This is a genomic window from Streptomyces nigrescens (genome assembly GCF_027626975.1).
Taxonomy (GTDB): domain Bacteria; phylum Actinomycetota; class Actinomycetes; order Streptomycetales; family Streptomycetaceae; genus Streptomyces; species Streptomyces nigrescens.
In genome coordinates, this window is record NZ_CP114203.1 from 1,488,196 (window position 1) to 1,502,328 (window position 14,133).

General features: G+C 71.4%; 13 protein-coding genes. 3 read left to right on the forward strand and 10 right to left on the reverse strand.

Annotated features, from left to right (window positions below; all coding sequences use genetic code 11):
- Nucleotides 1-2: 2 nt before the first annotated feature.
- The 3 genes from STRNI_RS06765 to STRNI_RS06775 form a co-directional block, all read right to left on the reverse strand.
- Nucleotides 3-443: a GNAT family N-acetyltransferase gene (locus tag STRNI_RS06765; RefSeq protein ID WP_274739289.1), complete on the reverse strand. Its 441-nt coding sequence runs from the start codon at nt 441-443 to the stop codon at nt 3-5.
- Between the two features lie 174 nt (nt 444-617).
- Nucleotides 618-1,793 (reverse strand): MBL fold metallo-hydrolase, encoded by a 1,176-nt coding sequence (locus tag STRNI_RS06770; RefSeq protein ID WP_167540492.1) that lies wholly within the window; start codon nt 1,791-1,793, stop codon nt 618-620.
- A gap of 348 nt (nt 1,794-2,141) precedes the next feature.
- Complete coding sequence (locus tag STRNI_RS06775; protein ID WP_277410741.1) at nt 2,142-3,548, reverse strand: NAD(P)/FAD-dependent oxidoreductase; 1,407 nt, start codon at nt 3,546-3,548, stop codon at nt 2,142-2,144.
- Between the two features lie 420 nt (nt 3,549-3,968).
- Here STRNI_RS06775 and STRNI_RS06780 point away from each other — a divergent pair, with 420 nt between their 5' ends.
- Entirely contained in the window at nt 3,969-4,985 is a 1,017-nt protein-coding gene (locus STRNI_RS06780) for a carbohydrate kinase family protein (RefSeq protein ID WP_018088389.1), read from the forward strand.
- Nucleotides 4,986-5,035: 50 nt separating this feature from the next.
- On the opposite strand, the gene STRNI_RS06785 is transcribed toward STRNI_RS06780, so the two are convergent.
- From STRNI_RS06785 to STRNI_RS06795, 3 genes are read right to left on the reverse strand one after another with little or no spacing between them, the layout of a single operon-like run.
- Complete coding sequence (locus STRNI_RS06785; RefSeq protein WP_174876303.1) at nt 5,036-5,941, reverse strand: SAM-dependent methyltransferase; 906 nt, start codon at nt 5,939-5,941, stop codon at nt 5,036-5,038.
- The gene (locus STRNI_RS06790; RefSeq protein ID WP_018088387.1) at nt 5,938-6,216 is read right to left on the reverse strand and encodes a DUF397 domain-containing protein; all 279 of its coding nucleotides are present in this window, start codon (nt 6,214-6,216) and stop codon (nt 5,938-5,940) included. The genes STRNI_RS06785 and STRNI_RS06790 overlap by 4 nt, the downstream gene beginning before the upstream one ends.
- 3 nt (nt 6,217-6,219) lie before the next feature.
- Entirely contained in the window at nt 6,220-7,086 is an 867-nt protein-coding gene (locus STRNI_RS06795) for a helix-turn-helix domain-containing protein (RefSeq protein ID WP_277410742.1), read from the reverse strand.
- Nucleotides 7,087-7,223: 137 nt separating this feature from the next.
- On the opposite strand from STRNI_RS06795, the gene STRNI_RS06800 reads away from it, so the two are divergent.
- Nucleotides 7,224-7,685, forward strand: coding sequence for an ATP-binding protein (locus tag STRNI_RS06800; protein ID WP_229837912.1), 462 nt, complete (start codon nt 7,224-7,226; stop codon nt 7,683-7,685).
- A gap of 69 nt (nt 7,686-7,754) precedes the next feature.
- Here the strand turns inward: STRNI_RS06800 and STRNI_RS06805 are convergent, their stop codons facing one another.
- Complete coding sequence (locus STRNI_RS06805) at nt 7,755-8,555, reverse strand: SGNH/GDSL hydrolase family protein (protein WP_018088384.1); 801 nt, start codon at nt 8,553-8,555, stop codon at nt 7,755-7,757.
- Between the two features lie 256 nt (nt 8,556-8,811).
- Here STRNI_RS06805 and STRNI_RS06810 point away from each other — a divergent pair, with 256 nt between their 5' ends.
- On the forward strand, nt 8,812-9,621 hold the full coding sequence (locus STRNI_RS06810; protein WP_093645523.1) for a tyrosine-protein phosphatase: 810 nt from the start codon (nt 8,812-8,814) through the stop codon (nt 9,619-9,621).
- Between the two features lie 16 nt (nt 9,622-9,637).
- On the opposite strand, the gene STRNI_RS06815 is transcribed toward STRNI_RS06810, so the two are convergent.
- Genes STRNI_RS06815 through dxs form a run of 3 tightly spaced genes read right to left on the reverse strand, consistent with a single transcriptional unit; the run spans nt 9,638 to nt 14,113 of the window.
- Nucleotides 9,638-10,807, reverse strand: coding sequence for a serpin family protein (locus STRNI_RS06815; RefSeq protein ID WP_277410743.1), 1,170 nt, complete (start codon nt 10,805-10,807; stop codon nt 9,638-9,640).
- A 19-nt stretch (nt 10,808-10,826) separates the two neighbouring features.
- Nucleotides 10,827-12,209: an aspartate aminotransferase family protein gene (locus STRNI_RS06820; protein WP_277410744.1), complete on the reverse strand. Its 1,383-nt coding sequence runs from the start codon at nt 12,207-12,209 to the stop codon at nt 10,827-10,829.
- A complete protein-coding gene (dxs, locus tag STRNI_RS06825; protein ID WP_277410745.1) occupies nt 12,206-14,113 on the reverse strand; it encodes a 1-deoxy-D-xylulose-5-phosphate synthase in 1,908 nt (635 codons plus the stop codon). Before dxs ends, STRNI_RS06820 begins: the two co-directional genes overlap by 4 nt.
- Between the last annotated feature and the right edge of the window lie 20 nt (nt 14,114-14,133).

The window sequence follows — 14,133 nt, forward strand, 5'->3', positions numbered from 1 at the left end:
GGTCAGGGAAGCCTCAGGGTGAACCACGGCACGCTGTCGCCCGGCAGCAGATACTCCTCCACCTCGACGAATCCATGCCGTTGCGCAAACCGCAGCCCGTCCGCGTTGGACGCCCAGACGACGGTCTCGATGGCCTCGGGGTCCAGGTCCCGCGCCTGTGCCAGCCCACGCGCCCAGAGTTCGCCACCGAAGCCCTGCCTCCGGTGCGCGGGGAGCACCCGGGCGATCACCGTGGCTGCCGCGGGGTCGCCTGTGGGCGGACGGACGGTCGTGCAGCCCACGAGGACGTCGTCGAGGTATGCCACCTCCAAGAGGTAGCGCCGGGACCGCTCACGCACCTCGTCGAGGGACAGGGCGGCGGAGGGAACGATCAGGTTGTGGACGTACTGCCAGTCGTGAAGGCCGGCGTCGCCGTCCACCCGTTCGATGCGGAGGAGAGACACCACCACAGAAAACCGTGCACACCATGGAGCGTCAACTGCAATTGCCGCCCGGCCCGTTGTGCCCTCGGCCCCTCGGCAGCCTCTCGCCCGGCCCGGCATCAACGGCACGTCCACAGGCACGTACCCGGCAGGCGCCGGGCGGGACTCGTGCTCCCCGCACGCTCCGGTGCGCGCTCACCGGTCCGCGGCGAGGCCCACGTCGGTGGGGGACACCGCCGGCGGCCAGGCGGGCCAGCCATGGATGGGCGGCACCGCAATGGCCCGCCACCACGGATAGACGGCCGCCGGCTCGGCGGGCTCGAAGGGCTCGCCGGGTCTGGGGTGGGCCGTGGTGACCCCCGATGCGCGGCCGGCGGCCAGCGTCCGTTCGGCGGGCTCCGCCCATGGGTGCGGTGCGAGGTTGAACGTGCCCCAATGGATCGGCAACAGCACACCGCGCGGCTCGCCGCCCTGGAGGTCGAGGTGGGAGCGGACGCCCTCTTCCGGGGTCATGTGGATGTCCGGCCAGAAGTCGCTGTACGCGCCGATCTGGATCATCGTCGCATCGAACGGGCCGTGCGCCGCGGCGATCTCCGCGAAGCCGGAGAAGTAGCCGGTGTCGCCGCTGTGGAAGATCCGGTGCTCGGGTCCCGCGACCACCCAGGAGGACCACAGGGTGTGCTGCGGGCCGCGCAGCCCGCGGCCGCAGAAGTGCTGTGCGGGGGTGGCCGTGAGGGTCAGCCCGCCGACCCGGGTGGACTCGTGCCAGTCGAGCTCGGTGATCCGGTCCGCGGGCACACCCCAGAATTCCAGGTCGGCACCGATACCGAGCGGTACGACGAAGGCCGCGCCGGTGCCGGCCAGGCCCTGGACCGTCGACATGTCGAGATGGTCGTAGTGGTCGTGCGAGATCACCACGGCATCGACCGGGTCCAGCTCGTCCAGTGCGAGGGGCACCGGGTGCAACCGCTGGGGGCCGATCCAGGTGAACGGCGAACAGCGCTCGCCCCAGACCGGGTCGAAGAGCACCCGCTGCCCGTCTATCTCGGCCAGCACGCTCGAATGGCCCATCCAGGTGAGCCGCAGCCCGGAAGCGGGCGGCTGGCCCCAGTCCGCGGCGGTCGGGCGGTACACCGGAATCCGGCCGACCGGTGCCCGGCGCAGCCGCCCCTCCCGGCTCAGCTGGGTACGCGCCATCGGCAGCGCGGAGCCATGGAGCAGCTGCCTGGTCGGCATGGGATTGCGGAACTGGCCGTCCACGAACTGGGGCGACCTGCGCATCCTGGCCAGCCGCTCCCCGGTGGGCTCGATACCGAAGCTCGCGGGCCGCAGCGCGGAAAGTCGAGTGCGGCGGGGTCGGGAACCGGTCACGGCACCTCCATGGTCAGAGCGGTCGCGAAGTGAACGGGCCGCATGAGCGGTGGGTTCCGGCACACCGCGCCACTCGGCGCCGTCGTACGGTTTCCGCACCACGACCACCCGGACTCAACACCATCACCCGCAGAAGCAAACCGCGCGACCGCCCGTCGCATTCCTGACGGGGGTGTGGCCTTTCCCGGGCCTGCCGGGGGTGTCTCCCCGCCCGGCCACCGGGACGCGTCCATTGCGGTGAACGCGAGCCGGCGGTGGGGCGCGCGGTGGTCGGGCCGCTCGCCTCAGGCGCCCGCGCGCCCTGAGGATCGCCGGTGCGGTCCGAACCCCCTCACGAGGTGTTCCGGGTCAGAGCGCTTCGATGGATGCGGGCGGGCCGGGCAGGCCGGGGCGGCGGGGCAGGAAGACGGTGCGCAGGAAGATCTGCGGGGCGACGAGACGGGTCGGGGGCGCGGTGAGGGAGAAGACGTCCCGGAAGGCCGCGCCGACGACGGGGTCGATGGAGGCGCGGGCGGACAGCCGGGCGATGTACCACGTGGACAGCCGCTCCCCGACGCCCGCCTTGGTGTCGCCGGGGCTCGCGTACGGGCGGTCCGCGCCGACCGCGGCGAGCCAGGCGGGCTCCACGGCACGGGCCACCGCCCGCTGCGCCTCGGCGGCGATGCCGGGGCGCAGACCGCCGCCGTCCGCGAGCGTGGTGCGTACGGCCAGCGCGCCGAGGGCGGCGACCGACATGCCCTGCCCGTACACGGGGTTGAAGGTGCACCCGGCGTCCCCCAGGACGAGGAATCCCTCGGGCAGGGCACCGGGCCGTTCGAAGTGCCGGCGGCGGTTGCAGGTGTCGCGGAAGCCGTGCACCGGCGACAGCGGCTCGGCCCGGTCGAGCAGTTCATGGACGTACGGGTCGCCGACGGTGGCGCTGAAGGCGGTGAACTCCGCCGCGTCCGTGGGCGGGTGGTGCCCGCGCACACCGGACAGCGTCAGCAGCCACTTGCCGTCCTCGACGGGGACGTAGGCCGCGCCCCGCGGGCACTCGGGCCAGCCCGGGACATTGACGCCCGCGTCCGGTGCCGTGGCCGGGTCCTTGGGGCGGTACATCCGGGTGGCGTAGGCGATCCCCGCGTCCACGGTCTCCTCCTGCGGCGCGGACCGGCCCAGCGCGGCGAACCACTGCGGTGCGCGGGATCCGCGGCCCGAGGCGTCCACGACGAGCGCGGCCGGCAGCTCCCGCTCGGACCGCCCGCCCGGCGCACCGTCCCGCGACCGCACCCGGACCCCGGTCACCCGCCCGGCGTCCCCGGTCAGCCCGGTGGCCTCGGTCGCCTCGAGAACCTCGACCCGGGTGGCCGAACCGGCCGCCGCCCGCAGCACCCGCTCCCGTACGACCGAGTCCAGCACCGGCCGGGTGACGCTCAGGGTCAGATGCCGGCGCTCGTCGAAGCGGCGCTGCCAGCCGGTGGGGGTACGGGTGAGCAGATCGCGCGACAGATACAGGCGGCGTGCCCCCGCTTCGCCGAGCGCGGCGACCGTGCCGGGCAGCAGCTCCTCCAGAGCGAGGCTGCCGCCGCGGAGGAGGATGTGCAGATGGCGGGCCTGCGGGACGCCCTTGCGGAAGGCGCGCCCCTCCGGATAGCGGTCGCGTTCGATCACGGTGACCGTATCGACGTGTCCGGTCAGGGCGGTGACGGCCAGCATCCCGGCGAGTCCGCCACCGATCACGATCGCGGTGTGCCCGCCATTGGAGTGCTCTGCCACCGTTGCCTCGCTCCCCCGACGGCGTGGTCCGACCGCCGTACGGCCCACTCGTTGCTGTCCCCGGACCTGCTCGCCCTGCCCGGTACCTGAGCACCGTCCGCGGAATCCGATCACCGTCGGCCACAGACTTCAGTGCCCCCGGCAGCCGTGTCAACGGCCCTTTCCGCCAACGGTCCGTGGTGTCCCGGCCGTTCCCGCCGTCATCCGCCGTCGCCCGCTCACCACCGGCCACTGATCACGGGTCACCTGATCACGGGCCCGGCTCTTGCGCGTCCCTTCCTCCCCCGTGTCACCGGAATCCCTGACATCCCGTCATGGGACGAGCCTGCGTCTAGACTCCCGGCAGCGGATGCACCTCGTCCGCAAAACGGTCCCACCAGCAAGGGATTCGTCTCATCAGCAAGGGATTCAGGGACGCTTGTGACATTCCAGCAGGTTTCTGAGCCGTATGACGCCTATGACGTCCTCGTCGTCGGCGGGTCGGGCGTGGACACTCTCGTGCAGGTCGGCGCGCTGCCCGTACCGCTCGCCGATTCCTACCCGGTCCCACCTCTGCACGAAGGGGCGGGGCACACCGGCACCGGTGTCGCGCTCGGCTGCGCGGCGCTCGGGCTCACCACCGGGTTCGTGGATTTCCTCGGCGACGATCATCCGGGCACGCTGGTCCGCGAGCGGCTGGCCGGTACCGGCGTCGACTTCCGGCCGCTGATCTCACCGCACGGCACCCGGCGCGCGGTCAATCTCGTCGCCCCCGACGGCCGGCGGATGTCGTTCTACGACGCCCGCGACCCGGCCGATCTGCGGATGCCGCCCGAGCACTATCTGCCCCCGCTGCGCCGTGCCCGCCACGTCCATCTGTCGATCATGCACTTCGCCCGTTTTCTGTACGACGACATCGAGGCGCTGGGCATCCCCGTCTCGACGGATCTGCAGGACTGGGACGGGCTGACGGACCATCACCGGGAGTTCGCGCTCCGTTCCGACCTGGTGTTCCTCAGTACGGCCGGGGCGGGGGAACGGATCGGGTCCGTGATGCGGGAGATCCTGCACGAGGGCCGCGCCGAGGCGGTGATCGCCACGGCGGGGGCGGGCGGCGCCTACCTCCTCAGCGCCGACGACCGCACCCCGCGCCCGGTGCCGGCCGCGGTCCCGCCCGGCCCCGTCGTGGACAGCAATGGCGCGGGCGACGCCTTCACCAGCGGATTCCTCTACGGCAGGCTGGCGGGCCGGAGCCTGGAGGAGTGTGCCCGCCTGGGCGCCGTCGCGGGGGCGTACGCCTGTACCTCGCGGGGCACCCACACCGCCCTCGTAGGACCGCAGGAACTGCACGCTGCCCTCGGCGCGAAGGCACCGGCGACCGTCATTACGTCACCGGCCGGTGACGGGCCCCGGCTCCCGGGCCCGCCGGATGCTCAGGTGTCCCGTACGGGGGCGTAGGGCGTGCCGTTCGGCCGATGGAGCGCGGACCGGTCGGGAGCCCCGGCCGGTCAGTTCTTGCGGCCCACTCCGCCGTAGAAAATGGTGTTGTTGAGCTCCTCCGCGCCGGGCACCCGGCCGTCCGGCCGCCACAGCGGTACCCGTACGACGCCGGGCTCCAGCAGGGAGAACGGGCCGAACAGCGGCTCGAACTCGGCCTTCGACCGCAGATTGAGGGTGGCGGTGGCGCTCTTGTAGACGTTCACCACGCCGTCGCGCGCCTGCTCGTCCGTGCGGCCCGCCTCATAGGCCTCGTAGGGCTCACCGGTCGCATGTGTCAGGACGAGATGGCTGCCCGCGGGGAGCGCATCGGCGAGGGTGGCGATGAGCGCGGCGGGGTCCTCGTCGTCCCGGATGAAGTGGAGTACGGCCACCAGCAGCAGCGCCACCGGCCGGTCGAAGTCGATCAGCTCCCGGACGGTGGGGTGGTCCAGCAGCGCCTTGGGGTCGCGGACGTCGCCGAGCACGAATCCGGTGCGTTCGGTGTTGGTCAGCCGGGCCCCGGCGTGGGTGGCGACGATCGGGTCGTTGTCGACGTAGACCACGCGGGTGTCGGGAGCGGTCTCCCGGGCCATCTCATGGGTGTTGGGCGAGGTGGGGATGCCGGTGCCGATGTCGATGATCTGGCGGATGCCGCCGGCGACCAGCTCGCGTACCGCCCTCCGCAGGAAGGCGCGGTTGGCGCGGGCGCTGAGCCGTACCTGGGGGTGGACCTCGATGACGCGTTCCGCGGCCACCCGGTCGACCTCGTAGTTGTCCCAGCCGCCGAGGTAGTAGTCGTACATCCGGGCGGGGTGCGGCCGGCTGGTGTCGATCTCCTCGGCGGAGAAGCCCGAGTGCTCCGGCCCCTGGACGTAGGGTCCGATCTCGGGGACCTCGCCGTCCGGCGCCCCCTGGGATACGCCGTGTTGGCTCATGCCGTCCTCCGTTCGGTGCGCCGGCCCGGGGCCGCCGCGAGCAGGAAGTCGGCGTGGCCGGCCTTCGCTCCCTCGATGAAGCTCACCATTTCGCGATGGGTGTAGATCAGGGCCGGGCCGTCCGGGTCGGTCGACTGCCGCAGCGCTATCCGGCCGTCCCCCAGCCGCATGGCCTCGACGCACTCGCCGCCGTTTCCGCCGCTCCACGGCTTGTGCCAGCCCTCAGTGCCCAGTTCTTTGGCGGGCATGCCGTTGTAGATGCGTATGCGATCCATGGTTCAGATCTCCTTGCGAAAGCCACCCAGAATGGCCTCGGTGGTGTGTGCCGGCGCGGCCTGTGCACACATCCGGTCCAGGGCCTCCAGGAACTGCGAGACGTCGTTGCGCTGGTCGAAGTACACGGCTCCGACGAGGCTTTCCGCGTAAGCGATGTCCGGGAGTTCCGGGATCGGGAAGCGGAAGATGTGGAAGGGGCCGTACATGGCGGGGTGCGGTCCCGCCGCGAACGGCATGATCTGCAGCCGGACGTTCGGCAGCGCGGTGGCCTCCATCAGCCGGGAGACCTGGTCGCGCATCACCTTCGGCCCGCCGATCGGGCGGCGCAGGACGGTTTCGTCCATGACCACCCACAGCATCGGTGCGTGGTTACGGGTCAGCAGGGACTGCCGCTCCATGCGCAGCGCGACGATGCGGTCGATGTCCTTGGCGGAGGCGTGCGGCATACCGGCCTTCAGGACGGCGGCGGCATAGCCCTCGGTCTGCAACAGCCCGGGGACGTAATGCGGTTGGTAGGCCCGGATGAGATTGGCTTCGCTCTCCAGGCTGACGAATGCGCTGAACCACTCGGGCAGCACATCGCGGAACCGGTGCCACCAGCCGGGCTTGTTGGCCTCGCGGGCGAGGGAGACAAAGCCCTCGATCTCCTCCTCGTCGGTGACGCCATAGGTCGCCAGCAGTTTCTCGACGTAGGGGAGCTTGAGGCCGACCTCGGCCTTTTCCATGCGCCGTATCGTGGCGTGGGTCACATCGAGGGCCGCGGCGGCCTGCTCGAAGGAGAGGCCCGCTTTCTCGCGCAGGTCCTGCAGTCGCTTGCCGAGCACCACCCGCAGAACGGTTGGTGCACCTGCCGACCGTGGGTCCGCCACGTCCGATCGCCTCCAACTGACTTCAATTGTCAGCAGTGTGTCATGCCGTCAGCACGAACGAACAGACTGCACTTACGATTCTGCAAATTACAGACTGATCCTTGCCATCGGTGACCAACATCGCACATAGTTGCGGAGTGGCTTCCTCCAACAACGCTCCTTCGTTAGGGCGCTGTGGCGGCTTTGTCGCCCAGTACCCGCAGGACGCGTTCCACTTGCCGGCGCGACGCACGTCCGTTCCCGAGGCGCGCAGACGCGTCAGTGCGCTGCTGTGCGAGTGGGGCGCGGATCAACAAGTCCGCGACGACGTGGAGTTGGTGGTCTCCGAGCTGTTCACCAACGCGGTGCGGCACACCGACAGCGAGAAGGTCGGCTGCGAGCTCGCCCTCTTCGGCGCGCACATACGCATAGAGATCACGGACCAGGGCGGCGCGGCGGACTCGGCGCCGCACATCCAGCCCGGCAGCGTGGACCAGGAGTGCGGACGAGGGCTGTTCCTCGTCGGCGCACTGTCCGAGAGCTGGGGGTCGCGGCCCGCCGACAGCGGTCAGGGCCGGGTGGTCTGGGCAGACCTGCCGTACTCCTCCCTCGCACACTGAGGCCCCGCTCCGCATTCGCGGCAACGGGGCCTCAGTCATGCCAGGGGCCCTGCCGGCCCGTGGGCTGCCCTACAGCGGCAGCAGATCGGGCCGCTTGGGCTCGACATGGTCGCCGGAGGACTCCCCCCGCAGCCGGCGTCCGATCCACGGCACGAGATGCTCCCGCGCCCACTGGATGTTGTCCCGCCGCGCCTCGGCGGCCGAACGCTCCGCCTCCGGGGGCCAGGGCTGGTCCGGATCGGCCGGCACCGGCAGCCCAAGCACCTGCGCCGCGCGCAGCGCCACCCGGGTGTGCCCGTCGGCGGACAGATGCAGCCGGTCATCGCTCCACGCCCGCCGGTCCTGCACCGACTTGAGCGACCACAGGTCCAGGACCGGGCAGTCGTGCCGGTCCGCGATGGCCCGGACATGCGCCGTGTACGTCGCGATCTTGCCGCGCAGATGCTTGAGGACCGGGACACCGCGGGTGTCGAAGCCGGTGCAGAGCAGGACCGCACCGACCGCCTCCCGCAGATCGGCGACCGCCGCCTCGTAGCGCTCGGCGACCGCGTCCGGGTCCGAGCCGGGCCGCAGGATGTCATTGCCGCCGGCACAGAACGTCACCAGCGCAGGGGCGAGGGCTTTCGCCCGGGGCACCTGCTCCTCCACGATCTGGTCGAGGAGCCGCCCCCTGACCGCGAGGTTCGCGTAGCGGAAGTCCCCCTCCGCCTGCTTGTCCGAGAGCAGGACCGCGAGCCGGTCCGCCCAACCGATGTACGCCCCGTCAGGGCCGGGATCCCCGACCCCCTCTGTGAAGCTGTCCCCGACGGCTGCGTACGACTCGATGGCGCCAGGGGCGCCGTTGCTGAAGTACTTCGAATCGTCTGCCACGTCAGGACATACTTCACCTCAAGAAGTGACTTACGCCACCGTAACCAGGGGTTGACGAGGGGTGATTAATGCCACCAGGTCAAATTCTGCTCAAGTCGGAATAATGTTCGATCGCGCCCTGCTCCGCCGGGCACTTCGGCGCGTATGACGACGTCCCCATTGCGGCCTGATTGTCTATTGCATCAATGTCGTATCGTCGGAGGTGCCCCGCCTCGTCGACGAGCAGCGTCGGCGGCCGAACCCGAGGAGCGCGCCCGTGACGCAGCAGACGCCGCAGGTCCCACAGGCCCAGCCCGAGCTCACGGAGGTCCGGAACTTCCGCGATGTGGGCGGTCTGCCGACCGTGGACGGGCGTCACGTACGGGAGGGCAGGCTGTTCCGCAGTGGCCATCTCGCCCATGCGACCGAGACCGACGCCGCCTTTCTGGCCGGCCTCGGGCTGCACACCATCTTCGATTTCCGCAATGCCTCGGACATCAAGCTGGAAGGCCCCGATGTCGCGCTGCCGGGCGTGCGCAATGTGAACATTCCGCTCACCGACCCGGCCGACGGCGCGGAATTCTGGACAATGGTGCGCGACGGTGAGCTGGAGCAGCTGCGCTCCGCGCTCGGCGACGGCAAGGCCGCGGCCCGTATGGCCGCGACGTACCGCCACATCATCACCACCCGTACCGAAGACCACAGCAGGGTGCTGCATGCGCTCGCCGAGGACAGCGTCCCGGCGCTGATGCACTGTGCGGCCGGCAAGGACCGGGCGGGCCTGTCCGTCGCCGTGACCCTGCTCGCGGTCGGGGTGGAGCGGGACGCCATCGAGGCGGACTACCTCAAGTCCAACGATCCCCACCGCCGCTACAAGATCCGCCGCTCCGACAACTCCGCGGTCGGGATGTCGCAGGAGGTCATGGAGCTGCTCTCCCCGCTGTTCGGGGCGCACACCGACTACCTCACGGCCGCCTACGACGCGATCGAGCGGACCTGGGGCTCGACGGAGAAGTACCTCACCGACGGCCTGGGGCTGACGCCCGCCGTCCGCGAGCGGCTGCGGGACCAGCTGCTGACGGACTGACAGCCGCGGCCCCGGCTCACGGGGTGGCCACCCACCCCGCGACCAGCACCAGGCCCGACGCCCGGTGCACCGCGAGGAAGCCGAAGGGCCGGTCGTAACGGGCCGAGATCCGCAGCGCCCGGTACGGCGGGGGCGGTGGCACGGAGCCCGCGGCGACCGGCATGACCGTGACCGCGGCCGCCCGGAAGCCCAGTGCGCCGAAGGTCGCGGTCGCCGTCTGGCGGGCGGCCGACACCGCCAGCGGCTGATCGCTCATACCGGGGAAGTGTCCGCGGGAGGTGTCGGAGGCGGTGGTGAGCCCGAAGAGGTCCGCCTGCTCCAGCAGGTCGTGGTCGGCGTCGACGGTGAACCGCGGGACGGTGAGATCGAGCTGCGGGACGTCGTCGTAGCTCGGCACGGTCGTCACCCGCAGACCCGGACCGGCGCCCTCGGTCAGCGCCTCGCCGGACACCGTCGGGTAGCCGCCGCCCAGCGCCGCGACACCGTGGTGCAGCACCTCGCCGCCGGGCAGGTCCAGCTCGCCGAGCAGCAGATGGACATCGAGTCCGTTGTCGCCCGCGACCCGCACCGCGGTCAGCGGACCGGCCGGTGTGCTGTGCACCCGCACCTGCTCCACATCCGGCCCGGAGCGGCTCAGCACCCCCAACTCCCGCCCTGCCCAAGGCCCTTCGGCCGTCATCCAGCACGGGAACTCGTCGAACGGCTCCGTCCAGGTCGTGCGCACCAGCAGCGCACTGGCCAGGACGAGCAGCGTGTCGGAGGTGAGCCGTGCCGGCATCCCTTCGATCAGGCCGTCGGTGTGCCGCCGCGCCCAGGCGTCCAGCGCGCCCTGGTCCAGGGTCTCGTCCCCGGTGAGCTCCCCGTGCGCGGCGGGCGGCAGGCCGGCCAGCCACTCGGGGTGCAGGGTCAGCGTGCGGCGGGCCCACAGCCCCACCGCGGCATCGACACCGTCCGCCGCCGCCAGCGCGGCCAGCAGCTCACGGCCTTCGCGTACGGCGTGCGCGGCGTCGGTGCCGAGCGCTTCGGCCAGCTCCTTGCGGGCGGGGCCGTCGGCCGGACCGGCGAGCAGGGCCAGCAGCGGCCAGACACCGGCCGCCGTCAGGACGGAGTTCCGCTCCGCCACCGCCTCGCGCGCCCAGCGCGCTGTCATGTCGTTGACGGCCCGCGCCGTCGCCTCGGCCACCATGGCCTTCCCCCCAGCGTCATCAGCGGTTGGCGACCGCCTGCTTGACCAGCGTCCGCCCGAAGTCCCACATCAGGCCGCCGCCCCCGTGGGCGTCGTCCATGACGGCCGTGAACGCCTCGACGAAACGGTCCACTTCCCGCTCGCCGATGATCAGCGGCGGAATCAGCTTAATGACCTCCAGATGGTCACCGGAGACCTGGGTCAGGATGCGGTGGCGCTGCAGCAGCGGCACCACGACCATCTGCGCGAACAGCCCCTTGCGGGCCGTCTGCAGCATCGTCCAACGGCTCCGCAGACCGAGGGACTTGGGGCGGCCGAACTCGATGCCGATCATCAGGCCGCGGCCCCGTACGTCGTGCAGCAGCTCGTACCTGGGGATCAGCTCCGCCAGCCGGGAGCGCAGCAGCTCACCGGTGTGCCGGGCGCCGGCCACGAGTTTCTCGTCCTCCAGCACCGAGAGCACCGCCAGACCGGCGGCCATCGCCTGGGCGTTGGCGCCGAAGCTGGCGGAGTGCACCAGCACCCGGTCCATGGACGAGTAGACCTTCTTGAAGATCCAGTCCTTGCCGAGGGTCGCCCCGACCGGCACATATCCGCCGGACAGCGCCTTGGCCACACACACCAGATCCGGTTCGACACCGTCCTCGTGCTGATAGGCGAAGAAGTCGCCGGTACGGCCCAGGCCGGTCTGCACCTCGTCGGCGATCAGCAGGGCCTTGTGCCGGTGCAGCAGCTCCTGGGCGGCGCGCAGAAATCCGGGCGGGGCCGGGTGTACGCCCTTGCCCTGGATGGGCTCGACCACGAATCCGGCCACGTCGCCGCGCTTCAACTCCCGTTCCAGCGCGGCCAGATCACCCAGCTCGACGGCGGTGTCCGGGAGCAGCGGGGCGAAGCCGTCCCGGAAGCCGTCCTCGCCGTTGACGGAGAGCGAGCCGGTGGTCAGGCCGTGGAAAGCATGGGTGCAGTAGAGGATGCGGGGCCGGCCGGTGGCGTAGCGGGCGAACTTCAGGGCGGTCTCGACGGCCTCGGTGCCGCTGTTGCCGAAGAAGACCCGGTCGAGATGGGGCGTGTGGGACAGCAGCTTCTCGGCGAGCAGACCGGGCAGCGGCTGGCAGTCGAAGCGGGTGAGATCGGCCAGTTGGGCGTCCAGGACGTCGTGCAGCGCCTGCCGGACGACGGGGTGGTGCCGGCCGAGGCCCATCACCCCGAAGCCCGCGAGCATGTCCAGGTAGTCCTGGCCGTCGGCGTCCCAGAAGTAGGCGCCCTCGGCCCGCTCGTAGACCTTGTCGAAGCCGATGGTGTGCAGCATCCGCGGCAGTTGGTGGTTGAGATGGCGGGTGTGCAGGGCGTAGCGCTCACCACCGCGTTCGGCGAGCAGCTCGGTCAGGTCAAATCCGGTCACGTCTGCTTCTCCTTACGGGCCATCGCACCGCTGATCCGGCCGGCGATCCCGGCCGGGGTGAGGCCGAGGTCGGCCAGCAGCTCACCACGCCTGGCGTGTGCCGGAAACTGCTCGGGGATCCCGAAGGTGCGCAGCGGCACGTCCACATCGGCGTCCCGCAGCGCCTGGCCGACCGCCCAGCCGATGCCCCCGTTGACGCTGTTGTCCTCGACGACGGCCACCATGGCGTGCTCGGCGGCGAGTTGCGGGATGACGGCGTCGACCGGCTTGACCCACCGCGGGTCGACGACGGTGGTGTGCACCCCGCGCGCCGTGAGCAGCCCGGCGGCCCGCAGACAGACCGGGGCCATCACCCCGACGGCGACCAGCAGGACGTCCGGGCGCGGCACCCGGTGGAGCACATCGACACCACCGATCCGGTCCACGGCAGGGACCGGGCCGGCCACCGGCTCCTCCGGGAAGCGGAGGACGGTCGGTGCGTCGGCGATGTCCAGCGCCTCGCACAGCTGGGCGCGGAGCTGGCCGGTGTCGCGCGGGGCGGCGATCCGCAGGCCCGGTACGACGCCGAGCACCGACAGATCCCACATGCCGTGGTGCGAGGCCCCGTCGGCGCCGGTGATACCGGCCCGGTCCAGGACGAAGGTCACCCCGCACCGGTGCAGCGCGACATCCATCAGGACCTGGTCGAAGGCGCGGTTGAGGAGGGTGGCGCGGACGGCGACGACCGGGTGCAGACCCCCGGTGGCCAGTCCCGCCGCCGACACCGCCGCATGCTGTTCGGCGCTGCCCACGTCCCACACCCGGTCGGGATACGCCTCGGCGAACTTTCCGAGCCCGACCGGCTCCGGCATCGCCGCAGTGAGCGCGACGACGTCCTCCCGCTCGGCACCGATGCGCACCATCTCGTCGCCGAAGACCGACGTCCAGGAAGGGTCACCGGGCGGGGTGACCGGCGCGCAGACCTGGGGGCTCCTCCCGGCGCCGGCCGGGGAAGGGTCCATCACACCGACGGTGTGGAGGTGGTCGGCCCCGCCCTCCGGGGCGGGCTGCCGGCCGCGGCCCTTCTCGGTGAGGCAGTGCACCAGCACCGGCCCGTGGAAGCCCGCCGCACTGCGCAGCGCGGACTGGACGGCCGCGAGGTCATGGCCGTCGACCGGTCCGACGTACTTCAGCCCCAGGTCCTCGAACATGCCCTGGGGCGCGAAGGTTTCCTTGAAGCCCTTCTTCGCACCGTGCAGCGACTCGTAGAGCGGCTGTCCGACGACCGGGGTGCGCTGCAGCACGTCCTTGCCCCAGGCCAGGAACTTCTCGTAGCCGTCGGTGGTGCGCAGGGTGGCGAGGTGGGTGGCGAGCCCGCCGAGGGCGGGGGCGTCGGAGCGTTCGTTGTCGTTGACGACGATGATCAGTGGGCGGTCCTTGGCCGCGGCGATGTTGTTGAGCGCCTCCCAGGCCATACCGCCGGTCAGCGCGCCGTCACCGATGACGGCCACCACATGGCCGTCCTGGCCGCGCAGCTGATGGGCCTTGGCCAGGCCGTCGGCCCAGCCCAGCACCGTCGAGGCATGGCTGTTCTCGATGACGTCGTGCACGGACTCGGCGCGCGACGGATAGCCGGACAGCCCGCCCCTGGCCCGGAGCTTGGAGAAGTCCTGACGTCCGGTCAGCAGTTTGTGCACATACGACTGGTGGCCGGTGTCCCACAGGATGCGGTCGGCGGGCGAGTCGAAGACGCGGTGCAGGGCGATGGTCAGCTCGACCACGCCCAGGTTGGGCCCCAGGTGACCGCCGGTACGGGGCACGGCCCGTACGAGGAAGTGCCGGATCTCCGCGGCGAGTTCGGCCAGCCGCTCCTCGGGGAGCGCCTTGAGGTCCTGTGGCTCCCGGATGTGCTCCAGCATCGTCATGTCCGGTCCCCCTCTCCTGG